Origin of the sequence: Actinomadura rubrisoli (genome assembly GCF_004349215.1) — a bacterium.
Classification (GTDB): domain Bacteria; phylum Actinomycetota; class Actinomycetes; order Streptosporangiales; family Streptosporangiaceae; genus Spirillospora; species Spirillospora rubrisoli.
This window is the reverse complement of record NZ_SMKU01000125.1, coordinates 1-24671: the sequence shown is the minus strand read 5'-3', so window position 1 is coordinate 24671 and position 24671 is coordinate 1. Positions and strand designations below refer to the sequence as shown.

The window sequence follows — 24671 nt, the reverse complement described above, 5'->3', positions numbered from 1 at the left end:
ATAAGAGACAGCCCGGGAACCGCGACCGGCCCGGCCCCCTCCACTCCGCTAGCGCTCCGTTCCGGGAACCGGGCCGGTGAGGAGGCCCGGCAGTGAGAATCACCTTCATGCTGCTGGACGCCTTCACCATCGACGGGACCGTCCGCAGCACCTTCACCCTCGCGGGCGAGCTGGCCCGGCGGCACGATGTGGAGATCATCAGCGTGCTGCGGGAGGCCGACGAGCCCGCGCTGGCGCTGTCCGGCCGGGTCCGGCTGCGGTCCCTCGTCGACCTGCGGACCGAGGGGCGGTCCCGGTGGCCGGTCGGCACGCGCGCCGCGCGGCTCAAGGACGCGCCGAGCACGCTCGTCCACCCGCAGGAGCGGTGCTACGACCACTTCTCCGCGTGGACCGACGACCGGATCACCCGCGCCCTGCGGCGGCTCCGCAGCGACGTGCTCGTCACCACCCGCGCCGGGCTCAACCTGGCCGCCGCGCAGCTCGCCCCGCGCCGGACCGTCACGATCGGGCAGGAGCATCTCCAGCTCGGCATGCACCGGCCCGGCATCCTCTCCGAGATCGAGCACTGGTACCCGCGCCTCGACGCCGTCACCACGCTCACGGCCGCCGACCGGGAGGACTACCGGCGCCTGCTCCCGGACGGCTCCTGCCCGGTGTACGCGATCGGCAACGGCCTGCCCGACCGGCTGTTCCCGCTCTCGCGCCAAGAGAACCGGGTCATCGTGGCCGCCGGCCGGCTGGTCTGGCTCAAGGGCTACGACCTGCTGATCGACGCGTTCGTGGAGGTCGCGGAGAAGCACCCGGAGTGGCGGCTGCGCATCTACGGCAAGGGCCCCCGCCTCGACGCGCTCCGCGAGCGGGTCACCCGGCTCGGGCTCTTCAACAACGTCCTGCTCATGGACGCCACCGGCGACATGGAGGGCGAGATGGCCAAGGCGTCGATCCTCGCGCTGCCGTCCCGCAGCGAGGGGTTCGGCATGACGATCGTCGAGGCGTTCGCCTGCGGCCTGCCCGTCGTCGCCTTCGACTGCCGCCGCGGCCCGCGCGAGATCATCACCGACGGCCACGACGGGCTGCTCGTCCCGCCCGAGGACACCGCGGCGCTCGCCGAGGCGCTGATCCGGCTGATCGACGACGAGGAGCTGAGGCGGCGGATGGCCGGCAACGCCCGTACCACGGCGCGCGCGCACCGCGTCGGCGAGGTCGCCACCCACTGGGAGCGTATGCTCACCGAGCTCCGCTCTGCCCGCTAGCTGCCAGGCTTCCCGGCATCGGCCTTCTCCTCCTTCTCCTCCTTCTCCTCCTTCTCCTCCTTCTCCTCGGCTTGCTCGCCGGTCTCCTCGGGCGCCTCTGTGGTGTCGGGCTCTTCCGTGGGTGCGGCGAGCGCCGGGGATCTGCGGGATGACGGGAGGATCGCCAGCGCGAGGGCGACGCAGGCGAACGGCACCGCGGGCTGCACGTAGCGGTAGTCGAAGTCGGCGGTCGCGGCCGGGATCACCAGGAGCGCCAGGCTGGTCCCCCACGGCAGCAGCGCGCCGGTGCCCCAGTGCCGGACGGGCCCGAGCACCCGCCACCGGCCCCGGTCGCGGACGTGCGGCAGCGCGCCGACGAGCCCGCCGAGCAGCAGGACCCCCAGGATCGTCCCCGGCATCACGAACCGGTCCTGGTAGGCGATCGCCCGGTCGGCCCACGGGTGGACGACCCTCGGCTCACCGCCGCCCGGGTCGTACCGCACCGCCAGCAGCGCCTGCTCGTCGCTCCACCCCTCGCCCTCGGGGAACTCGTACTGCAGCCACGTCCACGGGGTCGGATACGCCTTGCGCTCCCACTCGAACGACCGGAACGTGTCGCGGACGACCACGCGCACGTAGGCGCGGGGCTGCGCTTTGATCGCCTCCTTGGAGAACTCGCTCCCCAGCCGGTTGGCCTCCGGGCTGGTGATCCACCCGGGGATCTTCCGGAACGCCGAGTCGCGCGTCCAGAGCGCGGCGAACGCCGGCGACATCCGCTTGTCGCTGTTCTTGGGGCACATGATGGCGAGCTCGGGGCTCGGCTTGATGATGCGGCAGTCCGCGAAGTCGGCGGTGCGCCCGTAGAGCCAGATCCCGTTCGCCTTGGCGAGCCCGTACTCGCCGTACTCGGCCTTGAACCAGCTCATGTAGCCCATGATCGGCAGGACGAAGGCGACCACGGCCACCGCGCACGCGCGCCGGCCCGCGCGCCGCAGCAGCATCCCGACCAGGATCACCGCGATCAGCGGCAGGCCCGCCGACCGCGTCAGCGCCGCGCACGCCGCGAACAGCCCGGCGAGGCCGCCGAGCCACCAGGTGAGCCGCCGCCGCCACAGCGCCGCCGTCACCGCCGCGAGCAGCAGGAAGGCGAACAGCGAGTCCGACATGAGCATGTGCTCAAGGGCGACCTGGTGGGCGGGCAGCAGCACCGGCACCGTCAGCGGCGCCGCGATCGCCCCGGGCACCCAGGCGCGCCACGCCCACCGTCCGGCGGGCTCCCCGCGGCCGAGGGGCCACGCCGCCCGCGCCGCGCGCCACACCAGGACGTACACCAGCACGCCGGTCAGGACCCCGATCGCGTGCTGCACGGACACCATGACGGTGAAGCTGTGGAACGGCTTGATCAGCCACAGCAGGAGCGGGTAGCCGCTCGGACGGGTCTCGCCGGGTTTGAGCTCGATCGCCGACTTCAGGTAGCCCGGCGAGTCGCCGAACCACAGCGGCCCCGGATATCCCTTGACCGCCACCACCCGGATCCAGACCGCCACCGCGAGAACACAGACGAAGGGCAGGTGGGCCATGGCGGAACGACCCGCCCAGCCGGCTCTTTCACGCACCCGCAAAGCCTACCCAGCGCCGCGAGTCGTCCGCGATCAGCGAAGTGTTCGTCAAGGACCCGCCGGGTGCGGCGGGGTCGGTGACCACCGGGTTACGAGTCGGCGACAATGAGGAAGACCGCAACCGGACAGCCGATACGATCGGGTTTCGGCCGAGAGCGGCCTGCGCTGCACGACGAAAGGACACCCCATCCATGGCGAACTTCACGCTTGAGGACGTTCGGCAACGGACGTACAAGGCGCGTGACGCCTGGTGGACGGTGCTGCTGGTCGACCCGCTCGCCTCCCGGCTGGTCAGGTTCACCGCCAACCGGACGCGGGTGACGCCCAACCAGCTGACCGTCGGGGCCCTGATCCTCGGCCTGGCCGCCGGCGCCTGCTTCACCGCGGCGTCCTGGCCGTGGCTGCTGCTCGGCGCGCTGCTGTACCACCTGTCGTTCACGCTCGACTGCATGGACGGCAAGGTCGCGCGGCTCAAGGGCACCGGCTCGGTCTTCGGCGCGTGGCTCGACTACATCTTCGACCGGGTGCGGGTGCTGGCCTGCGCGATCGCCCTGATGGGCGGGCAGTACGCGGCCACCCACAACGTCGCCTACGTGTGGACGGCCGTCGCGGTGGTCTTCCTGGACATGCTCCGCTACATGGACGCCCTGGAGATCTACAAGGTCCGCTCCGAGATGCGCGCCACCCTCCGCGCGGCGCGCGCGGAGGCCGAGGCGCTGGAGATGGCCGCCCGCCGGGCGAGCGGCGAACTGCCGGACACCGCCGAGGTCGGCGAGGACCTGCGGTCCGCCGAGGGCGCCCTCCGCGACGACGAGGCCGACATGGAGAACCGGGTCGTCGGCGACGACCCGGCCCAGCGGGTGCTCCAGCAGGGCTTCGAGCAGAAGTTCCCCTGGTACGCGCGGATCCGCAACGCCCTCATGGCCGGCCGCATCCGCCCGCACCTGATCAGCGGCATCGAGTTCCAGATGGGCGTGTTCATCGTCGCCCCGGTCGCAGCCGCGATCGTCCCCGGCGCCGTGATCCCCGTGGTGGTCCTGAGCGCGATCGGCATGCTGGCCTTCGAGCTCGTGATCATCTACAAGTTCTGGCTGGCGAGCCGCGACTACAGCCGCAGCCTGGCCAAGCTGAACATCAAGATCGAGGAGTACCGGCGGCAGGTGCCCGCCGAGCAGCTCCAGGCGATGGAGGCCACGGTCGGCAGCGCCGGCTGACCCCGCCCCCGCTACTGCGAAGTCCCCCGCGGAGCCCGGCTCCGCGGGGGACTTCGGCGTTCCGGGGCCCGTCAGGCCGTCCGGCCGTCCCGTCAGGTGGTCTTGGCGGCCGCCGCCGGGGAGGCGGCGAGCAGGTCGGTCCACTGGCGGCAGACCTCGTCCAGGCCGTAGGCGGCGCGGACCTGGTCGGCGGCCAGGAGGCGGTCGTGCTCCCAGCGGCCGAGGGAGACCGTGGTGGAGATCGCGTCGGCCATCGCGGACGTGCCCGCGTGGATCCACCGGTCGTCGTAGATGGTGTCGGCGCCCGGCCAGCCGAGCAGGACCGGGACGGCGCCGGACGCCATGCCTTCGGCGGGGGCGAGGTGGAAGCTCTCGTCATCGCTCGTGGACAGCACGAACCCGATGCGCCGCAGCCACGACGCGACGTCCCGTCCGTAGGAGTCGAACACGACCCCGCCCGACAGCAGCGGCGAGCGGCGGATCCGCCGGAACACCTGCTCGTAGTGGGCGCGCTCCTCCTCCTTCTGCCAGATCCACCAGTACTCCCAGGGGAGCTTGGTCTTGATGAACAGGGTGAAGCGCGGGTCGTCGCGGCGCAGCTCCTCCAGCACGTCCAGGGCCAGGTCGAGCCGCTTGCGGGACGGCGCGATGCCGATCATCCCGAGGTGGTGCTCGGCCCCGGCGAGCTTCGGCCGGTCGAGCTGGTGGTCGTCCACCCAGTTGGGGACGGTCGTGACCTTCGCGGCGGGCCAGCCGGTGATCTCCCGGGTCAGGTCGGCGTAGTGGGGGCTGACGCAGACGACCTCGTCCACCGCGTCGATGTCGAGGTGCTTCGGCCAGCGCGCGTACAGCTCGAAGCGGTGCAGCCGGACGACGAGGCGCTGCCCGGGCCGCTTGCGCTGGGCGAACCAGATCGCGTTGGGCCCGCACCACTCGCAGACGATGACGTCGGCCCAGTCGGCCAGCTCCTGGCTGCGCTCCTCGTCGTGGACCTTCAGCGCGGCCCAGTGGTCGACGCGGACGTCCATGTCGGGCCGGGACCTGAGGTAGTCGAGGAGCCGGCTGAAGAACTTCAGGTCGTGCCCGGCGACGCCGACGCGCAGGCGGCGCGGCCCGTCCGGGGACGCGGCGACGTCGGCGGCGGCGCCGGACAGCGCACCGTCCAGCGCGGCGAGCCCGCCCTCCCCGGACGCGCGGACCCGGGCGGCCGTGCGCTCGTGCTCGGCGGCGGCGGCGAGCACGGTCGCGGACGGCTCGGGGAACGTCTGCGCGAGGCACGCGCGAAGCCGTCCGGCCGCCGCGTCCAGCGTGAACCCGGCGGCGGCCGCGCGGCACCGCTCGACGGCGAGGGCGAAGACGTCCGGGTTCTTGCCGATGAGGGTGAGCGCGTCGAGCACGTCGGCCTCGGTGGCGGCGAACAGCGGGTAGTCGGTGCCGAACAGCCGCTCGTGCATCGGCGTCCTGTTGAGGACGACCGGGACGCCGAGCGTCCCGCACTCCAGCACCTTCGTGGACAGCTCCAGGCTCGCGTCCATCTCGCGGTCCCGCCACGACAGGCCCACGTCGCAGGCCGCCGTCAGCCGCATCGCCTCGGCGCGCGGATGCCCGCCGTGCCAGACCACGCCCTGGCCGCCCTCCAGCGCGGTGCGCATCCGGGTGGCGAACGCGGGGTCCTTCGGATCGTCGTGGATCTTGTCGCCGACCATGTGCAGCTCGGCGTCCACGCCCCGCATCGCGAGCAGGCGCGGCAGCGAGGTCATCTCGTAGGTGTTCCAGCGCGGCGCGAACTTGCCGGTGTAGACGAGCTTGAGCGCGCGGCCGTCCGGCGTGCCCTCCTGCCGCGTCTTCATCCCGTCCGGGAGGACGACCACGGGCGGGAAGAGCACGCTCTTGCCCGCCGTCGCCGGGACGGCGCTCTCCAGGAAGCCGCGCAGCTCCTCGGTCTGGCAGAGCAGCACGCGGGAGGCGTCCGCGATCCGGCGGAGCTCGCCCTTGGACGCCCCGTCGAACTCGGCGGCCGACTGGGGGACGTCGGTGAGGTAGGTCCAGAGCCGTCCGGCCATCGGCCCGGCGGACAGCTTGCCCGCGAGGCGGCGGCCACGAACCACGATCAAGTCGAACGGGTTCTCGGCGTCGACGCGGGCCAGGATGGCGGCGGCGAGCTTCGGGGGCATGCCGCCCTCGTGGTCGATCAGGCCCTCCGCGTGCGGGCTGCGCACGGTGACCTCGGGCAGGGCGCGCAGCGGGTCGACCAGCCGTCCCGTCCGGACGGGGGCCTTGAGGACCAGGGTCACCGCGCAGCCCGCGCGGGCCAGGGCCTGGACCATGCCCTGGGCCCAGATCGCCGAGCCGTCGATCAGGTTGAGATCGACGTCGCCGTAGACGAGGGCGCGTGGTCGCACAGGAGTTCCTTTCAACGGGCCGGGGCGAGCAGCTCGGCGAGCCGGCCGGGTGTGGTGGCGGTGGCGTCCCAGTGAAGGCAGGCCAGGGTGGCCGGTGGCGCCTCCCCCCACAGGACGAGCGGGAGCGAGCGGGCGGCGGCGAGCTCGCGGATGTCGTTCAGCGCGCGGTCCCGGTCGTACATGCCGGGGACGCCCAGGTAGGCCCACGGGCCGCCGGGCTCGCCCGCCGCCGCGTCCACCACGACCATGTCGACGTCGGCGCCGTCGAGCACGATCGCGGCGTCGTGCGGGTACAGCGGGACGACCTTGGCGTGCTCGCCGAGCGCGGCCGCCGCCGGGGCGCCGAGCACGCCCGCGATGACGACGCCGTCGTAGGGCGCGGCGATGAGCAGGCGGTCCTCGGGACGGTCGACGCGGTCGAGCTGGATCCGCTCGCCGTCGGACGAGCCGGACTCCGACATGGGCACGTTGCGCTTGCGCCAGAGCCGGTACAGCTCCTTCGGCAGCCGCACGCCGCGCCGCCGCGGGTTGCGGGCCGCGCCGGCGACGAGCCGCCCGAACTGCAGGGTCGTCGAGGTCTCCAGCGCGTCCAGGCGCCGCTCCAGCTCCTGGACGCGGGATTCGCGCTCGCGCAGCGTGGCGCGCAGCCGCGCGACCTGCCGGTTGGCCTTGGCGTCATTCACCGAGGAACTCCAGGATCACGTCGGCGATGCGGGGGCCGGCCTGCCCGTCCCACAGCGGCGGCTTGCGGTCCCCGGCGTTCGTGCCGCCCTCCAGTGCCTTGCGGGCGGCGGGCACCAGTTCCTCGAAGGTGACGAGGCGGTTGGTGCCGTGGGTGATGGTGATGGGGCGTTCGGTGTTGGGGCGGACGGTCAGGCAGGGGACGCCCAGGATGGTGGTCTCCTCTTGCAGGCCGCCCGAATCGGTGACCACGGCGGCGGCGCCGCGGACGGCGGCGATGAAGTCGATGTAGCCCAGGGGCTCCAGGAGGTGCACGCCGGGATGCCGGTCGAGTCCTGCGGCCAGGAGGTTGGCGCGGCCGCGGGGGTGGACGGGGATGACCAGGTCGGCCAGGTCGGCGACGCCGTGCAGGTGGCCGACCAGGGCGGTGGCGGTGGCGGGGTCGTCGACGTTGGCGGGGCGGTGCATGGTGGCCAGGACGTACCGGTCGGGCAGGTGGTGGTCGGCGCGGACGCGGGCGGTGTCGAAGGAGCCCAGGTTGGCCAGCAGGGTGTCGATCATGGGGTTGCCGACGAAGTGCGCGCGGTGCACCGCGACGCCTTCGGCGGCCAGGTGGCCGATCGCTTCGGGGCTGGTGACCAGGCACAGCTCCGACAGCTGGTCGGTGAGGCGGCGGTTGACCTCTTCGGGCATGGTCATGTCGAAGCTGCGCAGCCCGGCCTCCACATGGGCGACCGGGATGTGCAGCTTGGCCGCGACCAGCGCGGCGGCGATCGTCGAGTTCACGTCGCCGTACACGACGACCAACTCGGGCGTGCGCCGGACCAGCTCGCGTTCCAGGCCCACCATCAGCGCTGCCGTCTGCGCGGCGTGCGTGCCGGAGCCGACGCCGAGGTTGACGTCGGGCTCGGGCAGGCCCAGCTCGTCGAAGAAGATCTGCGACATGCGCTCGTCGTAGTGCTGCCCCGTGTGCAGGACGGTCTGGTCCAGGTCCTCCAGGGCGGCGACCACCGGGGCGGCTTTGACAAGGTTCGGACGCGCTCCGAGCACGTGGACGATCGAAGTGACCATGACTTCCCTTCTCAGTAGGCGCCCGAACCGCGGAACACGGCCGCGAGGGTCTTCCACAGGATCTGCAGGTCGAGGGCCAGCGACCAGTTCTCGATGTAGCGCAGGTCGAGCCGCACCGACTCCTCCCAGGACAGGTCGGAGCGGCCGCTCACCTGCCACAGGCCGGTCATGCCGGGCTTGACCGCGAGGCGCCGGAACACGTCCCCGCCGTAGCGGTCGACCTCGTCCCGCAGCGGGGGCCGAGGGCCCACCAGCGACATCTCGCCGCGCAGGACGTTGACGAGCTGGGGCAGCTCGTCGACGGACCAGCGGCGCAGCCGGGCGCCGAGCCGGGTGACCCGGGGGTCGTCCTTGAGCTTGAACAGCACGCCGCCGGAGGTGCCGGCCGCGGCGAGCGCGTGCCGCCGCCGCTCGGCGTCCACGACCATCGTCCGGAACTTGATCATCCGGAAGCCCTTGCCGTCGCGGCCGACGCGCTCCTGCGAGAAGAACGCCGGGCCCGGGTCGTCCAGCCGGATGAGCAGCGCCGTCACGGCCCACAGCGGGGCGAGCAGGACCAGCGCGACGGCCGCGGCGACGCGGTCGACGAGCGCCTTGACCAGGCGGCGGCGTCCGGTGAGCTCGGGGTGCTCGACGTGCAGCAGCGGCAGCCCGGCGACCGGGCGGATCGAGGTCCGCGGGCCCGCGATGTCCAGCAGCGCGGACGCCACGAGCAGCTCGGTGTCGGTCTTCTCCAGCTGCCAGGCCAGCCGCCGCAGCTCCAGCCCGGCCAGCTCGGGGCAGGCGAGGACGGCGACCGCGTCCGCGTCGCAGCGCCGCACCACCTCCGCGACCTCGCTCATCCGGCCCTCCACCGGGACCGTCCCGACCCAGTCGAGGCCGCCGTCGTCCGGCAGGCACGCGGCGACGATCTGCATGCCGTGGTGCCGGGCCCGGCCGAACTCGCGGACCAGCTCGGTGACGGCCTCCCGGTGGCCGACCGCGACGGCCCTGCGCAGGCACTCCCCTCGAACGCGGCGCCCGTGCAGGTACTTGCGCAGCCGGTAGCGGCCGATCAGGCTCAGCGCCGTCACCGTGGGCAGCGTGACCACGACGAAACCGCGCGCGACCTCGGCCTTGGTGGAGTAGGAGACGATCGCGACCGCGGCGGTGAGGCTGATCCCGGCGTCCATGATCCGCCGGTACTCCTCCGAGCCGGCGCCGAAGACCCGCCCGTTGTAGGCGCGCGCGGCCGCCACCCAGCTGACCCAGATGAGCGGCAGCGCCGCCGCCAGCAGGGCGTCAGGCCGCGGCGCGAACGTCGCGTCTCCGAAACGGAACATGAACCCCGCGACTCCGGCGGCCAGCGCGCAGCAGAAATCCACGGCAATTGCAAGTCGAACATGATTCGAAACCCAGCCTCGCGCACCGCTCGTTCGGCGCACCAGTGGCACCGGGACGGTCGTTTCCTGATGATCGAGCATACTCATGCGGGCATCCCCCGCCCCCTCCCCGAGGTCCGGCACCGCTCCCCCTCCAAGGAGCGATTCCGGGTCTTACCAAACAGTTAAGTTGCCAGTTTCTGATGTTAAAGGGAAGGTAATGCGGGTAGGCCGGACGTGGCCGCCCCCGGGATCGCATGGTCGTTACAGGTTCGGATGGCCGGAATCGGACGTCATCCGGGGCGGGCGCCCGGGCGAACCCTACGCTTGCGCCGTGCCCCACCTTCCCAGATCCGCGGTGCTGACGGCCGCGACCGTCGCCGTGACGGCCCTGGTCGCGGGCGCCTTCGCGCTCAGCGGCGGCGACGACGATCCGGCCCCGGCCGCACCGGCCGGCGCGACGGTGCGCCTCGACCGTCCCGGGCAGCTGCTGTTCCGCCAGGCGGGGACGGGCCCGACCGCCGGAAGGCTGGCCGCCGTGCCGTTGTCCGGCCCGCCGGGCGCCCCCGCGGTCGCCGACCCGCGAGCCCGCACGATCACGGGTCTGCCCTGCGTACGGGTGCACGCGGCGGCCGGAGCGGCGGTGTGCCTGACGGTCGAGCGCAAGGCGGTGGCGCAGACCTACGTCGAACTCCTGGACGGCCCGACGCGCCGCACCCACCTGTTCCCGATCGAAGGCGCGCCCAGCCGGGCGCAGGTCTCGGCGAGCGGGCGCATGATCTCCTGGACGGCGTTCGTCGGCGGGCACAACTACAGGAGCAAGGACCTGTCCACGCGCACCGGCGTCTTCGACCGGCGGACCGGCCGACTGTGGTCAGACCTGGAGAAGTTCAAGCTCATGCGGGACGGGCGGCGGGACTGGTCGGCCGACCTCAACTACTGGGGCGTCACCTTCACCCGCGACGACGACCGCTTCTACGCGACCGCCCGGACCAAGGGCACCACGTACCTGGTGGAGGGCAGCGTCAGCACCCGCACGATGCGCACGCTCCGGACGAATCTGGAGTGCCCGTCCATCTCCCCTGACGGCGGGCGGCTGGTGTTCAAGAAGGCCACCGGGGACCCCGCCCGGCCGTGGCGGCTGCACGTCCTCGACCTGCGCACCATGCGGGAGACCCCGCTGGCGGAGCCCGGCTCCGTGGACGACCAGGCGGTCTGGATCGACGGCCGCACGGTGGCGTACGGACGGGTCCGCGGGTCCACCACCGACATCTGGACGGTGCCCGCCGACGGCTCCGGAGCGCCCCGGATGCTGCTCGACAACGCCTTCTCCCCGGCCGCAATCCACTGAAGGGGCGGCCGTATCCCCATGATCGCTCTTGCCGCTTCCGGCCGTCCGGGCCTTCGCGATGAACCGCTTCAGGCCGCCCCCCGTACCATCCGGCACTTGACCCGACGTCTCGATAGGGGCCGGAAAGGTTTACCGGGGAGCGTTGTCCAAAGGCGGCCACCTCCACCTCTGGCTTTTTGAGGCGTCCCCGTACCAATAATGAGCCGAACATTGGACGGGGTGAACGATTGAGTCGGCTGCACGCATTCCGGAATCGTTTCGTGGACGCGCCGGGTTCCCTTGGCGCGCGCTATCGCGCGCGCCGGTGGGACTGGCTGCGCGCGACTTTTCCCGACCTTGAGCGAATGTCGGTCGTCGATCTGGGCGGCACGGCGCAGGCGTGGCTGCGCGCGCCGGTGCGGCCCGCGGCGGTCCACATCGTCAACCTGGAGAAGCCGCCGGACGAGCTGCCGGGATGGCTGCGCTCCGACCACGCCGACGCCTGCGAGCTGCCCGCGGAGATCCTCGACGGCGGCTACGACCTGGTGATCTCCAACTCGGTGCTGGAGCACGTCGGCGGGCACGCGCGCCGGCGCCTCTTCGCCGACGCCGTGCACCGGCTCGCCGAGCGGCACTGGGTGCAGACGCCGTACCGCTACTTCCCGGTCGAGCCGCACTGGGTCTGCCCGGGCATGCAGTTCCTGCCCACGGCGGCCCGGGCGTCGGTGGCGCAGCACTGGCCGCTGGTCCACACGCCGCCCGCCGACCGGGCCGAGGCGCTGCGGGCCGTGCTCGACGTCGAGCTGCTGAGCCGGACCGAGATGCGCGCCTACTTCCCGCACTCGGCGATCCGCTCCGAGCGGGTCGGCGGGCTGACCAAGTCGCTCATCGCGGTGAAGCTCTCGTGAACGTCCGGACCGGCGGCCCGCGGCTGCTGCGGTTGGGCGAGCGGGACGCCGCCGCGCGGGACACGATCGACGCGCTGATCGGGCGGGCCGTCCGCGGCCTGCCGGGCATGCGCGCGCCCGAGAGCGGCGACCGCTTCGTGTTCACCCTGCGGGACGATCCGCCGGTCGCCGCCGGCACGAGCCTGCGCTACGCGGCCATCGTCGCGCTCGGCGCCCGGTTCCTGCCCGCGGACGGCCAGCGCGAGGCGCTCGGCGGGGACTCGGTGGACGACCTGGTCGGCGCGCTGGTCGCCCGCCTGGAGGACACCGGCCCGTCCGCCGTCACCTCGCTCGGCGACGTGGCGCTGGTCTGCTGGGCGGCGGCGGAGACCGGGCACGTCGGCCTGGAGACCGCCCTCGCCCGCCTCGCCGCGGCGGACCCGGCGGGCGGCGGGCCGGTCTTCACCGTGGACGCCGCCTGGGTCGTGTCGGCCCTGGCCGCCGTCCGGGACGCGGGCGGCACCCCGGAGGCCAAGGAGCACCTCGAACGCGCCGGACGCCGTCTCCTGGACGGCCTGCGGGGGCGGAGGCTGTACGGCCACGCGGTGGGCGGCTCCGGGCTCGTCCCGCGCTACCGCGCCCACGTCGGCTGCTTCGCCGACCAGGTGTACCCGATCCAGGCGCTGGCCCGGCTGGGCGGCGACCGCGAGATCGCCGCCGCCGACACCGTGGCCGCCGGGATCTGCGCGGCGCAGGGCGCCGGCGGCCAGTGGTGGTGGCACTACGACGCCCGCACCGGGGACGTGGTCGAGGGCTATCCCGTCTACAGCGTCCACCAGCACGCGATGGCGCCGATGGCCCTGCTCGACCTGGCCGACGCGGGCGGCGCCGACCATCTCGACGCGATCGCCAAGGGCGTGCGCTGGCTGGCCGCCCCGCCCGAGACCGGTGACACGCTCCTGCCGGGCACCGAGCCCGGCGAACCCATCATGACCTGGCGCAAGGTCGCCAGAAACGATCCGCGCAAGGCCGTCCGGGGGGTGCGCGCAGCAACGACAGGGCTGCGACCCGGCTGGCGGATCGGCTCCCTTGACCGAAGGTACCCGCCGGTCGCGATCGACCGGGAGTGCCGCCCCTACGAGCTCGGGTGGCTCCTGCACACCTGGCTCGTGCCCTCTTCAAGGGAGTGACGATGATGGTGCAGCGCCATGAACCGGACCGACGGCATTTCCTCGGCGTCTGCCTCGACCCGCTGACGATCGACGAGACCGTGGCGCGGTGCGTCAAGGCCGTCGAGGAGCGGTCGCCGATGACGATCGGGGTGCTGAACGCCGCCAAGATCGTCCGGCTGCGGAAGGACCCCCGGCTGAGCCGGGCGGTGCTGGGCTGCGACCTCGTGCTGGCCGACGGCCAGTCCGTGGTGTGGGCGGCCCGGCTGCTGCGCAGGCCGCTGCCCGAGCGGGTCGCGGGCATCGACCTGATGCTGGCGCTGCTGCCCGAGGCGGAGCGGCGCGGCGACCGCGTCTACTTCCTGGGCGCCAAGCAGGACGTCCTCGACCGGACGGTCGCGGAGGTCCTCCGCCGGTTCCCGCGCCTTGAGGTGGCCGGTTCGCGGGACGGGTACTTCTCCGCCGACGAGGCCGCCGCGGTGGCCGACGAGGTCCGCGAGACGCGCGCCGACCTGCTGTTCATCGGCGTCTCCTCGCCGATGAAGGAGCTGTTCGTCGAGCAGTGGTCGGCGCGGACGGGCGCGCAGGTCGTCCACGGTGTCGGCGGGACGTTCGACGTCCTGGCCGGGGAGGTGCGCCGCGCGCCGGAGTGGTGGCAGCGGCACGGCCTGGAGTGGCTGTACCGCGTGATCCAGGAGCCGCTGCGCCTCGGCCCCCGCTACTTCACGACCAACTTCGCCTTCGTCGTCCTGGTGGCCCGCGAGGTCATGCGCTCGCGGGTGCGCCCCGGCGGCGGCTCCGGCGGCGATCGGCGGTGACGGCGGCGTACAGCGCGCCGATCCCGCCGATCAGCAGGACGGCGAGGACGGCGCGCGACGGGCGGCCGATCACCGGCACCGCGCGGTCGCTGCCGGCGGCGATCTGCCACGAGATGTACGAGCCGGGCTGCGCGCCCTGCACCGACTGCTCGCGGCGCAGCCGGTCGCGCAGGACGCCGAGCACCTTGAGCAGCGACTGGTGGGCGCGGACGGGATCGTCGGCCTTCACGAGCAGCGTGAGGTACGGCTGGTCGTGAATGGGCTGCTCCTGGTTGCCGCGGTTGGCCAGCACCACCTGGAAGCCGGTGTCGCCGCCCTCGGCGCGCACCGCGTCCCGTCCGGCGGGCGAGTCCAGCCAGCGCGCCGAGACCTCCGCCATCGTCACCAGGGCGGGGGTGAAGCTCGCGAACGAGTTGCGCGGGAACGGCGACTGCGGCGACAGGAACGTGACGACCGAGCGGGCCTCGTAGCTCGGCGCCGCGGTCTCCACGCGCACTACCACGACCGCCGTGAGGACGACGGCGACAAGGGTCACCCAGATGTTGCGCCGCAGCGCCATCAGGAAATCTCGGACCGCCACCAGCTACTCCACTCCCCCGGGTGCGTGTCATCGTGGCATGAGAGGAACGGCGGGAGGGCGCGCTCGCCGGGTGTGGCCAGAATGGCGCCGGTGAACTCAGGTCGACAGAGGCCGTGAAGGGGGACCAGTGGATCTGCTCGACTGGGCGGGGACCCTGCTGCGGAGGTGGTGGCTGACGTTGCCGCTCCTCCTGGTGGCGCTCGCCGGCGCGGGCGCCGTCGCGGTGGTCACGCCGTGGACGTACGAGGCGAAGGCGTCGGCGGTGCTGCTCGCCTCGCCCTTCCAGGCGAAGTCGGCGGGCGGCAATCCGTGGCTCGTCTTCGACAGCTCGCTGACGGTGACGGCCGAGGTGGTCGGCCGGGAGATGATGGACGAGCGGACGGCCGCCGCGCTCCGCGCCAAGGGCCTGACCGCGACGTATGTGGTGGGAGTGGCGCCGGACTCCACCGGGCCGGTACTGGCCATCGATGTGAGCGGCGACGACCCGCGTGTGACGAAGGCCACCCTGGACGCGCTCCTCGCGACCGTCCCCGAGCGGCTGGCGCGCCTCCAGTCGCAGGAGGCCGTGTCGCCGCGCGCGCAGATCAAGATGAACGTCATCAGCGCCAGCCCGAAGGCGTCGCTGGTGGCCACCGACAAGATCCGTACGGTCGTCATGGTGCTGTTCCTCGGCCTGGTGATCGCGGTGGCCGTCCCGCTCTTCGCCGAGGTGCTGGCCGAGCGCCGCCGCCGCTTGCAGGGACGTGTGCGCGCCGACGCGAGGGCGCCGCGGGAGCCGCCGCGGGAGCCGGTGCGGGAGCCGGTGCGGGAGCCCCAGCGGCTTCCGGACGTCCCGGAGGCGGTCACCCCAGAGGTGAGCGGTGGGCCAGAGCCGGAGGGCGCCGTGGAGAAACGTGACGCCCCCGAGGCGTCGGGCTCGCCTCTCGTGACGATGCCCGACACGCCCCGTCCCCGGAAGCCGGGAGCCCCCCGGCGGGTCCCGCTCAGCAAGCCCGTGCACAAGGTGAAGACCCCGGCGGACGGACCGTCCGGCGGCTCCCCGGGCGGCTCCAGCAGTTCCAAGGGCTCCAACGGCTCCAACGGGTCCAAGGGGACGAAGAGGAACGGTTCGCGCGCGCAGGGGCCGTCCGAGATGTCCGAGCCGGACGCCTGACCGCCTATGGCCCAGATCACGGCCCCCGGCGACCGCGAGCACCTGGCGGTGGCGGAGCCTCCCGCCATCGGCCAGGTGGACGCGGTCACCGTCCTCAGCGTCTTCGTCGTCATGCTCACGGTGGTGCCGGCGCGGTTCATCGTGGGGCCGCTCGGCGCGGCCGGCACGCCTGCCGGGATCATGGCGGTGCTCTGCCTGTTCTGGTACCTCAGCTCGATGATCGCGGCGCGCACGTCGCCGATCCGGGGCCGCCAGCCGGTCCGCACCGTCGTGGTCGTGTTCTGCTGCGCGATGCTGGCCTCCTACGCCGCGGCCAACCTGCGGTCCCTGCCCGGCCTGGAGGCCAACGCGGTCGACCGCGGCCTGATCCTCACCGCGGGCTGGGCCGGGATCGCGCTGCTGGCCGCCGACGGCATCCCGCGCCTGGACCGGCTGGAGGCGGTGCGCCGCAGGCTCGTGGCGGGCGGCGGGTTCATCGCCGCGCTCGGCTGCCTCCAGTTCTTCACCGGCCTCGACCTGGCCGGCCGCCTGGCGTTCCCAGGCCTGACCACCAGCACGTCCTACACCTCGCTGCTGCAGCGCGATGAGTTCAACCGGCCGATGGCGACCGCGACGCACCCCATCGAGTTCGGCGTGGTGCTGGCGATGCTGCTCCCGCTCGCCCTGCACGGCGCGGTCTACGCGCGGCCGGGACGGCGCGGGCGGCGGTGGTTCCTCGTCGCGATGATCGTCACCGTGCTGCCGATGACGGTGTCGCGGTCGGCGATCCTCGGGCTGGCGGTGGTCTGCGTGGTGATCCTGCCGATCTGGCCGGCCATGTGGCGGATCACGGCGGTGATCATGCTCGGCGTGTTCATGGTCGCGCTGCGCGCCGTGGTGCCCGGGCTCATCGGCACCCTGACGAGCCTGGTCTCCGACATCGGCAGCGACTCCAGCACCGTCACCCGCACCAACGACTACGTGGTGCTCAGTGACACGTTCGTGCACCGGCCATGGCTCGGCCAGGGGTTCGGCACCTACCTGCCGCAGACGTACCGGATCCTCGACAACCAGTACCTGCTGTCGGCGGTGGAGACCGGGGTCGCCGGGGTGGCGGCGCTGCTCACCGTCCTGCTGTCGGGGTGGTTCCTGGCCCGCTCGGCCCGCCGCGCGAGCCGCGCCCGCCGGGACGCCGAGACCGCGCATCTGGCCCAGTGCTTCGCGGCGTCGATGGCGGTGGCGCTGTTCGCCTTCTTCACCTTCGACGCCTTCAGCTTCCCGATGGTGTCGAACCTGACCTTCCTGCTGCTCGGGTGCTGCGGCGCGCTGTGGCGCCTCAGCCGCCCCGAGGACGGGACGGCCTGAGGCGGCTCACAGCGGGTCTGAGGCGGCTCACCGAGGAAGCGATACCAAGGGAGCGATCAGGGCAGGACGGGCTTTCCCGTGTCCGCCCAGACGTTGCCCTGCCAGACGTTGCCCTTGCCGCGCGGCTCGAACGCGGTGACCGGCCCGAAGAACCCGCCCTTCTTGTAGATGCTCCGGCTGAACACGTTCCGCACGATCTTGATGTTGGACGAGACGCCGAACTTCCCCTTGCCCCCGTACAGGGCGTAGCCGCCGCCCGCGAGCAGGTTGCCGTCGAGCGTCACGTGGTGCGCGATGCCGAAGTCCTGGTAGATGGAGATCGCCGAGGTCTGGGAGAGCTTGTTCAGGGCCACGTTGTGCCGGATGACCAGCGACAGCCCCGGCGCGGGCCCGGAGTTGGAGGCGATGCAGGCCACGTGGTCGCCGGGGAACTCCTTGAGCTTGTGGACGAGCGAGTCCTCGATGAGCCCGTGGTCGGTGCCGATCCCGTCGCTGACGGTGTGGATGTGCACCTTCCGGACGGTGATCATCCCGCCCTGGTTGAGGATCCCGAACTGGGCCTTGCGCTTGCCGTCGCCGTTGATCTCGGTGTTCTCCACGCGCAGGTTGGACGCGCCCCGGCGCTGGATGATCCCCCACTCGCCCTCGGCGATGAGGTGGGTGTTGCGGATCGTGACGTCGCTCGCCGCGACGTTGATCTCGGTGCGGACGAGCAGCCCGTCGATGACCGTGCCGCGCTTGCGGATGGTGATGGGCCCGCTCTTCCTGAGCTTGCGCCCGGCCGGGACCCCGACGGTCTTCAGCGACGGCCAGGTGATCCTGGACCCCTCGCCGCCGGCCGGGTCGTTCGGCGTCTTCAGCTTCAGCGGCGGCACCGACACCGGCGGAGCCTTCGGCGACACCGGCGGGGACACCGAGGGACGCGCCGGAGCGGTGTTCGCGGCGCGTTCGCCGTCCTCGCCGCCGGAGCAGGCGCCGAGGCACACCACCAGGACGGACGCGAGCAGAGACGCGAGCAGAGCCTTGCACAGAGCAGCCATGGCCGCCCCCTTCAGCCGAGGATCTTCCGGAGCGCGTCGGCGACCGTCCGCTGCTGTTCCTCGGTGATCTGCGGGAACATCGGCAGCGAGAGGATCTCCGCGGCGGCGGACTCGGCGACGGGGAAGTCGCCGGGCCCGTGACCGAGATGCCGGTAGGCGGGCTGGAGGTGGACCGGCACCGGGTAGTGGATCCCGGTCCGCACCCCCAGCTCGCCCAGCTTCCCGGCGATCTCGTCGCGCCGTGGGACGCGGATGACGTACAGGTGCCAGACGTGGGCCGTTCCCGCCTCCTGCGGGAGGACAACGCCCGGTATGCCGTCGAGCAGTTCGCGGTAGCGCGCCGCCGCGGTGCGGCGGCGGTCGTTCCACCCGGCGAGGCGGCGCAGCTTGGCGCGCAGGACGACCGCCTGGAGGGTGTCGAGGCGCGAGTTGAAGCCCACGATCTCATGGTGGTACTTCCGCTCGCTCCCGTGGTCGCGCAGCAGCCGGACCGTCCCGGCCAGCTCGGCCGAGTCGGTGACGACCGCGCCCGCGTCGCCGTAGGCGCCGAGGTTCTTGCCCGGGTAGAAGCTGGTGGCGGCGATGGCGCCGAACAGCCCGCGCCCGTCCTGGACGGCGCCCTGGGACTGGGCGGCGTCCTCCAGCACCGGCGGGCCGAGCTCCAGGAGAGGGCCGGTGTCGGCCAGCCTCCCGTACAGGTGGACGGGCACGATCGCGCCCGTGGACGGGCCGACCGCGGCGGCCGCCGCGGCCGGGTCGATCAGCAGGACGTCCGGGTCGACGTCCACCAGGACCGGCCGTGCGCCCGCGCGCACGACGGCCTCGGCGGTCGCGACGAACGTGTTGGCGGGCAGGACGACCTCCTTGCCGGGGCCGACGCCGAGGGCGCGCAGGGCGAGCTCCAGGGCGTCGGTGCCGTTCGCCAGGCCGACGCAGTGCCCGGCGCCGACGAAGTGGGCGTACTCGCGCTCGAACGCGGCGACCTCCGGGCCGTTCACGAACGCGGTCGCGGCCAGCACGCGGTCGAATCCCGTGCGGACGTGCCGCTCGACCTCGGCGTGGGCGGCGGCCAGATCGACGAAGGGAACCTCGGTCATCACGCTTCCTTCCGGTTCGGTGCGGGGCGCAGGCGGCGCGCGGGCGAGCCGGCCCAGACCTCGCCGGGCGGTACGTCGCCGAGGACGACGGCGCCCATGCCGACCAGGGCGCCCGCGCCGATGGTGACGCCCTCGCGGACGAGGGCGCCCGCGCCGACGTAGGCGCCGGCGCGGACCCGGACGGACCCGCCGAGCCGGACGCCGGACGCGATCGTGGCGTGGTCCTCGATGACGTCGTCGTGGGTGACGGTGACATGGGGCATGATCGCGACGTGCGCCCCCACGAGGACCGACGCGGTGAGCACGGTCTGGGCGAGGACGACGGACCCGGGGCCGATCCGCGAGGACGGCGACACCCACGCGGCGGGGTGGACGATCGTCGCGTACCGGTCCGGGGGGAGCCCGAGCCGCCGGACGATCCGCTCGCGGCTGCCGTAGTCCCTCGGGCTGCCGGTGCAGACGACGAGCCGGACCTTCGGCATGTCCGCGACGTCCTTCGGGCCGCCGAGGACGGGCAGGCCGTCCACGAGCTGGCCGCGCCTCGGGTCGTCCTCGGCGAAGCCCAGCAGCCGCCATCCGGGCAGCGCGGCCACGGCCTGGGCGGTCTCGCGGCCGAGGCCGCCCGCGCCGAAGATCACAAGGTCACGCATCAGCGCCCTCCAGGGTCCGCAGCCCGCGCAGGGCCCCGCGCGTCCGATGCAGCAGCAGCCCGATCGCCGTGAGGGCGACGAGCCCGGCGACGGCGAGCGCGACCAGGTCACGGGGGATGGCGGCGTGCGCCGCGACGGCGGCGAGCCCGACCACCGCCGCGATGATCGCCGGTACGGCGATGCGGGCCAGGACGGCGCGCGCGCCGACGCCGGCCCGGTGCAGCTCCCACAGGTACATGGGCAGGACGACGAGCGCGGCGACCGCGACGTGCGCGGCGCCCACGCCCGGGATGCCCTTGGCCTCCGCCCCGGCGATGAGGGCCGGGACGAGCACGACCAGCCAGATGAGCTGGACGGTGAACACCACACGGGAGCGGGCGAGCACGACGAAGTAGTCGTACATCAGCTCGAACATGATCCGGAACCCGCCGAGGATCGCCAGCCACAGCAGCGCGTCCGCCGCCGGGCCCCACCGCCCGCCGTACACGAGCCGGATCAGCGGCTCGGCCGCGCCCGACAGCAGCAGGCAGACCGGCAGGGTCAGCCCGGCGAGCAGGCCCGCCGTCGACAGGAACGCGCCGCGCAGCGCGGGCGGATCGTGCTGGAGCCGGGCGAAGGCGGCCGGGGCGACGCTCCGCACGGGCTGGGAGAACATCGTGACCGGCCAGTTCGACAGGTTGAAGGCCAGCACGTAGAAGCCGAGCGCGGTCGCGCCGAGCACGTGGCCGACCACCACCTGGTCGACGGTGGCCACCGCGAACACGACGACGCTCGACCCGGCGAGGGGCAGCCCGAACCGCAGCAGCGCCCGCGCGCGCCCGGGGTCGAAGCCGAACCGCAGCCGTCCCGGCGCGGCCCACACCAGCAGGACGGCGGAGACCGCCGAGCCCGCCAGCCGCCCGACCGCGAGGCTCATCGCGCCCATGCCGGTCGCCGCGAGCGCGATCGACACCAGCGCGCCGCCCCAGTTGTTCACCTGGTCGGCGAGCATCTTGCGGTCCTGCCGGAAGCCGCGTTGCAGCAGCGCGGCGGGCACCGCCACCAGCCCGCTGACGACGACGCTGAGCGCGAGCAGCCGGATCACCCCGGCCGCGGCGGGCGCGCCCATCGACGCGGCGAACGCGGGGGCGCCGAGGAAGCAGCCCGCGTAGATCAGCACGCTGGAGGCCACCGAGATCGTCGCGACGGTCGGCGCGATCTCGGCCGGGTCCCCGGGCCAGCGGACGATCGCCAGGCTCACCCCCAGCTCGTGGAAGCTGAGCACCGCCAGCAGCGCGACCATCGCGACGGCGAACACCCCGAACTCGGAGGGCCCGAGCAGCCGGGCCAGCGCGATGCCGATGGCGAGGGTGCCGAGCCGCCCGACGGCGGTGTTGACCAGGCTCCAGCCGAGCGCGCGGGACGCCTTGCCGAACAGGGAGTCCTCGTCGCCGATGGTCAGCCTCGTCACCGCGCGCCCTCCCGGGCAGCGGCCTTCCCGCCGGCCTTCCCGGCCTTTCCGGCCCTCTTCCGGGCCACGGCGTTGAAGTCGTCGCGGGCCACCGGACCGAGCATCCGGGCCGCCTTGCGGGCGACCTTGTAGGCGGCGACGCGGCCCGCCGTGCTCGCCGCGTCCCACCGCCCGGCCAGGCCCGGCGAGGCGGCGGCGGCCAGCGCGTCCCGGTAGATGCCCTCCTGCGTCCTCGCGGCGCCCTCCAGGCTGAAACGGTCGGTGACGAGCCGCCGCCCGTAGTCGCCCAGTTCCTCGCGCCGCGCCTCGTCCCCGGCGAGGTCGCGCAGGATCTCCTCCAGCCGGTCGGCGCCGCGCCCGCCGATCCCGTACCAGCCCTGCTCCAGGAACATCGCGCTGGACCCGGGGGTGAGCGGCTCGAAGAACCCGTGCTCCCCCTGGACGATCAGCGGGCTGCCGAACGCCAGCGCCCGCAGCGCCGACCCGCCCATGCCGAGGGCGATGGACGCGGCGGCGTAGGCGGGACGGGGGTCGTCCAGCTGCCCGGTGAGCACGACGGCCCGGCGGCCCGCCAGCGCGTTGGCCACGGCCGCCCGCGACTCGACCTGGTCGCGGCACGGCCCGTCCCCCACGACGATCAGCCGCAGCGGCAGTTCGGCGGCGAGGCGCCCGACCACGTCGACGGCGGTCAGCAGCCCCTCCAGCTTGAGCTCGGCGACCAGCCGGCACACCACCACCACGTCCAGCGGCCCCGGCTCCAGCCCGAACTCGGCGCGGAACGCGCGGGTGGGGTGCCCGGGCGCGTTGGCGCGGACGTCCACCGGCGGCTCGATCAGGTGGACGGCGCCGGGGCGCCCGCCCCGCCGGTCCAGGACGTCCTGCCGGATCTGCTCGGTGCCGACGACGAGCGGGAGGGACGGCGGCAGGAACGGCGCGACCGCCATCGACATCACCGTGCACACGGCCGCGACCCCCGGACGGGACCGCGCCGTGTAGAACGCCTCCACGCCGGGCGGCCACTCGTAGCCGTGCACGACGTCGATGCGGCGCTCCTCGGCCAGGCCGCGCAGCAGCCGGACGGTCCCTGGGGACGGGCGGCGGCGGCCCGGATCGAGCGGCACGTGCTCGATCCCGGCGTCCAGCACCCGCTCCACCAGCGGACCGGGCTCCCCGGCGACCGCGACCTCGTGCCCGAGGTCGCGGACCGCCCCGGCCAGCTCGATCGCGTTGAGCTGGCTGCCGCCGATCTCCATGGCGTGCGGGTAGACGAGGATCCTCATGCGTGCCCCGCCACCGCCTCGACGACCCGGTCCTGCTGCGCGTGCGTCATGTCGTGGAAGAGCGGCAGGACCAGCGACCGGGTCGTGAACCGGTCGGTCACCGGCAGGTCCGCCGGGACGTCGGCGTACGCGGGCTCCCGGTGCGCCGCCATGATCCCGCGCCGGGCGGAGATCCCCGCGTCCAGCATCAGCTGGAGCAGCGCGTCGCGGCCGACCGGGAACCCGTCGGGCAGAGTGATCCAGAAAGACTGGTAGTTCGTCAGCCCGTGGGGCGGGTCGCCGGCGCAGGCGAGGCCCGGGACCTCGGCGAACAGCCGCCGGTAGCGCTCGGCCAGCTCGCGGCGCCGCGCGATGACCGCGTCCAGCCGGGTGAGCTGCACCAGCCCCAGCGCCGCCTGCATGTCGGTCATCCGGTAGTTGAAGCCGGTCTCGTCGTACTCCTCGATGACGACCCGCGCGCTGCCGTGCCGGTCGGCGGCGCTCACGCTCATGCCGTGCTCGCGCAGCCGCCGCGCGCGACGCGCCACGGCCTCGTCGTGGAGGGTCAGCATGCCGCCCTCGCCGGTCGTCAGGAGCTTGCGCGGATGGAACGACCAGGCGGCCAGCTCGGCGCCCGCGCCGACCGGACGGTCCTTGTAGACCGACCCCGCCGCGCACGCCGCGTCCTCGATCACGGTGATGCCGCGCGGGTCGCACAGGGCCCGGACCGCGTCGAGGTCGGCGGGGATCCCGCCCTGGTCGACCAGGATCACGGCGCGGGTGCGGGGGGTGAGCGCGACCTCGACGTCCTTGGCGGTCATGTTGGCGGTGACCGGGTCGACGTCGGCGAACACCACGCGGCCGCCCGCGTGCCGGACGACGTTGGCGGTCGCGATGAACGACAGCGAGGGGACGACCACCTCGTCGCCCGGCCCGACCCCGGCCAGCAGCAGGGCCAGGTGCAGGGCCGTCGTGCAGGACGAGGCCGCCACGCCGTGCGCGGCGCCGACCCGTCCGGCGAAGGCGGCCTCGAACTCGGCGACGCGCGGCCCCTGGGCCACCCATCCGGACCGGACGACCGCGGCGACCGCCTCGGCCTCCTCCTCGCCCAGCACTGGCCTGATGACCGGGATGACGGGGATGACGGGGATCACGGTGCGGGTTCCTCCTGTCGGGCGGAATGCCGGTCGATGTCGAGCAGGCGGGCCAGCGCGCGGGCGCGCTGCGCCCAGTCGTGCCGCTCCGCGAAGTCCCGCCGCCGGGTGAGCAGCTCGTCCGTCGGCTCGGTCGCCAGCTCCGTCTCCACGGCGCGGACGAAGCCGTCCGCGGTGGGCTCGGCGCGGATGAGGTCCGCGCCGCCGGTGAAGCCCCGCAGCCAGCGCGTCGCGGGCAGGTCGGTCGAGACGGCGGCGCGACCGGCGGCCAGGTAGTCCAGCGTCTTGATGGGGAAGCTGGCGCGGTTGAAGTCGTCCAGCAGATACGGGGTCAGGCCGACCCGGATCGTGCTCAGGTAGGACGGCATCTCGGCGAAGCTCTTGCGGCCCGTCCAGCAGACGTTCGGGAGCGCGGTCAGCGCCCGGAAGCGGGCCGGGTGGTACGCCGGGTCGTGCGGCCCGACCAGCACCAGCGGGTGCCCGGTGGCGGCGACCGCCTCCAGCAGCCCGAGGTCGATGCGCCCGTTGATGTGCCCGGCGAACCCGGCGGCCGGACGATCGAAGCGCGGGACGTCCTCGGGCCACGGCGCGGAGCCGATCGCGGCGTACACCTCCGGCGCGCAGCCGTTCGGGACGAGCACCGGGTCGCGTCCCTGCTCGCGGAACAGGTCGCGCAGCAGCGGCGACACGACGGCGACCTCGTCGGCGCGGGCGAGCATCCGCGCGCGCGCCGCCGCCAGCCGCTTGCGGGGCAGCCCGAGCAGATCGGCCCCGGCGACCAGGTCGTCGGTGGCGTAGAACAGGGTGCGCGCGCCCGGGACCGCGCCGAGCAGGTCGGCGCTCGCCGCGACCACCACCGCCTCGACCCGCTCCTCCAGCTCGGCCGCCACCCGCCGGGCGGCGCGCCGCGCCGCCCGCCGCACCAGCGCGTTCGTGACACGGTGCATGCCGGGCCGGTACGCGCCGGGCAGCACGCGCGGGCAGAGCCGCCACAGGCCCGGCCCGAGCCGCCGCAGCGCCGCGCCCTTCACCGAGTCGGCGAGGTGCGGGTGCAGCAGGGGCGTCGTGACCGACACCGGAGGATCGACGTACAGGACGGGCACCAGCGTGCTCAGCCGGTCCGCGAGCTGCCGGTCGGTGCCCGCCACCCCCCCGTACGC

The 24671-nt window shown here is 73.6% G+C and carries 21 protein-coding genes; 8 read left to right on the top strand and 13 right to left on the bottom strand.

The window, feature by feature from the left end; genetic code table 11:
- The first annotated feature begins 92 nt into the window (after nt 1–92).
- Nucleotides 93–1253, top strand: coding sequence for a glycosyltransferase family 4 protein (locus E1298_RS22845; RefSeq protein WP_131896494.1), 1161 nt, complete (start codon nt 93–95; stop codon nt 1251–1253).
- Here the strand turns inward: E1298_RS22845 and E1298_RS22840 are convergent.
- The gene (locus E1298_RS22840) at nt 1250–2848 is read right to left on the bottom strand and encodes a hypothetical protein (protein ID WP_131896492.1); all 1599 of its coding nucleotides are present in this window, start codon (nt 2846–2848) and stop codon (nt 1250–1252) included. The genes E1298_RS22845 and E1298_RS22840 overlap by 4 nt on opposite strands.
- A 194-nt stretch (nt 2849–3042) precedes the next feature.
- Between E1298_RS22840 and E1298_RS22835 the strand changes: the two genes are divergently transcribed.
- Complete coding sequence (locus tag E1298_RS22835; RefSeq protein ID WP_131896490.1) at nt 3043–4065, top strand: CDP-alcohol phosphatidyltransferase family protein; 1023 nt, start codon at nt 3043–3045, stop codon at nt 4063–4065.
- Nucleotides 4066–4157: 92 nt separating this feature from the next.
- Here the strand turns inward: E1298_RS22835 and E1298_RS22830 are convergent, their stop codons facing one another.
- The 4 genes from E1298_RS22830 to E1298_RS22815 all read right to left on the bottom strand — a co-directional run bounded on the left by E1298_RS22830 (nt 4158) and on the right by E1298_RS22815 (nt 9541).
- Nucleotides 4158–6392 carry a glycosyltransferase gene (locus E1298_RS22830; RefSeq protein ID WP_243725746.1) on the bottom strand — a complete coding sequence of 745 codons (2235 nt, stop codon included), beginning with the start codon at nt 6390–6392 and terminating at the stop codon, nt 4158–4160.
- An 86-nt stretch (nt 6393–6478) separates the two neighbouring features.
- Nucleotides 6479–7150, bottom strand: a complete 672-nt coding sequence (locus tag E1298_RS22825) for a hypothetical protein (protein WP_131896486.1) — start codon at nt 7148–7150, stop codon at nt 6479–6481.
- Complete coding sequence (gene wecB / locus E1298_RS22820) at nt 7143–8219, bottom strand: non-hydrolyzing UDP-N-acetylglucosamine 2-epimerase (RefSeq protein ID WP_131896484.1); 1077 nt, start codon at nt 8217–8219, stop codon at nt 7143–7145. The genes E1298_RS22825 and wecB overlap by 8 nt, the downstream gene beginning before the upstream one ends.
- Nucleotides 8220–8230: 11 nt before the next feature.
- Nucleotides 8231–9541 carry a sugar transferase gene (locus E1298_RS22815; RefSeq protein WP_243725745.1) on the bottom strand — a complete coding sequence of 437 codons (1311 nt, stop codon included), beginning with the start codon at nt 9539–9541 and terminating at the stop codon, nt 8231–8233.
- 373 nt (nt 9542–9914) lie between these two features.
- Between E1298_RS22815 and E1298_RS22810 the strand changes: the two genes are divergently transcribed.
- The 4 genes from E1298_RS22810 to E1298_RS22795 all read left to right on the top strand — a co-directional run bounded on the left by E1298_RS22810 (nt 9915) and on the right by E1298_RS22795 (nt 13784).
- On the top strand, nt 9915–10931 hold the full coding sequence (locus tag E1298_RS22810) for a TolB family protein (RefSeq protein ID WP_131896480.1): 1017 nt from the start codon (nt 9915–9917) through the stop codon (nt 10929–10931).
- A gap of 344 nt (nt 10932–11275) precedes the next feature.
- Nucleotides 11276–11818 carry a class I SAM-dependent methyltransferase gene (locus tag E1298_RS22805; protein WP_207944782.1) on the top strand — a complete coding sequence of 181 codons (543 nt, stop codon included), beginning with the start codon at nt 11276–11278 and terminating at the stop codon, nt 11816–11818.
- A complete protein-coding gene (locus E1298_RS22800) occupies nt 11815–12987 on the top strand; it encodes a hypothetical protein (RefSeq protein WP_131896476.1) in 1173 nt (390 codons plus the stop codon). Before E1298_RS22805 ends, E1298_RS22800 begins: the two co-directional genes overlap by 4 nt.
- Nucleotides 12988–12989: 2 nt before the next feature.
- Nucleotides 12990–13784 (top strand): WecB/TagA/CpsF family glycosyltransferase, encoded by a 795-nt coding sequence (locus tag E1298_RS22795; RefSeq protein WP_207944781.1) that lies wholly within the window; start codon nt 12990–12992, stop codon nt 13782–13784.
- Here the strand turns inward: E1298_RS22795 and E1298_RS22790 are convergent.
- Nucleotides 13732–14364: a hypothetical protein gene (locus E1298_RS22790; protein ID WP_131896474.1), complete on the bottom strand. Its 633-nt coding sequence runs from the start codon at nt 14362–14364 to the stop codon at nt 13732–13734. The genes E1298_RS22795 and E1298_RS22790 overlap by 53 nt on opposite strands.
- A 127-nt stretch (nt 14365–14491) precedes the next feature.
- Between E1298_RS22790 and E1298_RS48320 the strand changes: the two genes are divergently transcribed.
- Both E1298_RS48320 and E1298_RS22780 read left to right on the top strand, forming a co-directional pair.
- The gene (locus E1298_RS48320; protein ID WP_165975610.1) at nt 14492–15517 is read left to right on the top strand and encodes a hypothetical protein; all 1026 of its coding nucleotides are present in this window, start codon (nt 14492–14494) and stop codon (nt 15515–15517) included.
- 6 nt (nt 15518–15523) lie between these two features.
- A complete protein-coding gene (locus E1298_RS22780) occupies nt 15524–16861 on the top strand; it encodes an O-antigen ligase family protein (RefSeq protein ID WP_131896472.1) in 1338 nt (445 codons plus the stop codon).
- A gap of 56 nt (nt 16862–16917) precedes the next feature.
- Here E1298_RS22780 and E1298_RS22775 read toward each other — a convergent pair whose 3' ends face one another.
- From E1298_RS22775 to E1298_RS22745, 7 genes are all read right to left on the bottom strand, one after another.
- Nucleotides 16918–17901, bottom strand: coding sequence for a right-handed parallel beta-helix repeat-containing protein (locus tag E1298_RS22775; RefSeq protein WP_131896470.1), 984 nt, complete (start codon nt 17899–17901; stop codon nt 16918–16920).
- An 11-nt stretch (nt 17902–17912) separates the two neighbouring features.
- Entirely contained in the window at nt 17913–18998 is a 1086-nt protein-coding gene (locus E1298_RS22770) for a DegT/DnrJ/EryC1/StrS family aminotransferase (RefSeq protein WP_131896468.1), read from the bottom strand.
- Nucleotides 18998–19648: an acetyltransferase gene (locus tag E1298_RS22765; protein ID WP_131896465.1), complete on the bottom strand. Its 651-nt coding sequence runs from the start codon at nt 19646–19648 to the stop codon at nt 18998–19000. The genes E1298_RS22770 and E1298_RS22765 overlap by 1 nt, the downstream gene beginning before the upstream one ends.
- On the bottom strand, nt 19641–21098 hold the full coding sequence (locus E1298_RS22760) for a lipopolysaccharide biosynthesis protein (protein WP_207944780.1): 1458 nt from the start codon (nt 21096–21098) through the stop codon (nt 19641–19643). Before E1298_RS22760 ends, E1298_RS22765 begins: the two co-directional genes overlap by 8 nt.
- Entirely contained in the window at nt 21095–22378 is a 1284-nt protein-coding gene (locus tag E1298_RS22755) for a glycosyltransferase (protein ID WP_131896463.1), read from the bottom strand. Before E1298_RS22755 ends, E1298_RS22760 begins: the two co-directional genes overlap by 4 nt.
- Nucleotides 22375–23511, bottom strand: a complete 1137-nt coding sequence (locus E1298_RS22750; RefSeq protein ID WP_207944779.1) for a DegT/DnrJ/EryC1/StrS family aminotransferase — start codon at nt 23509–23511, stop codon at nt 22375–22377. Before E1298_RS22750 ends, E1298_RS22755 begins: the two co-directional genes overlap by 4 nt.
- Nucleotides 23508–24671: glycosyltransferase (locus E1298_RS22745; protein ID WP_131896461.1), on the bottom strand; the 1164-nt coding region annotated here is incomplete at its 5' end. The genes E1298_RS22745 and E1298_RS22750, both read right to left, overlap by 4 nt.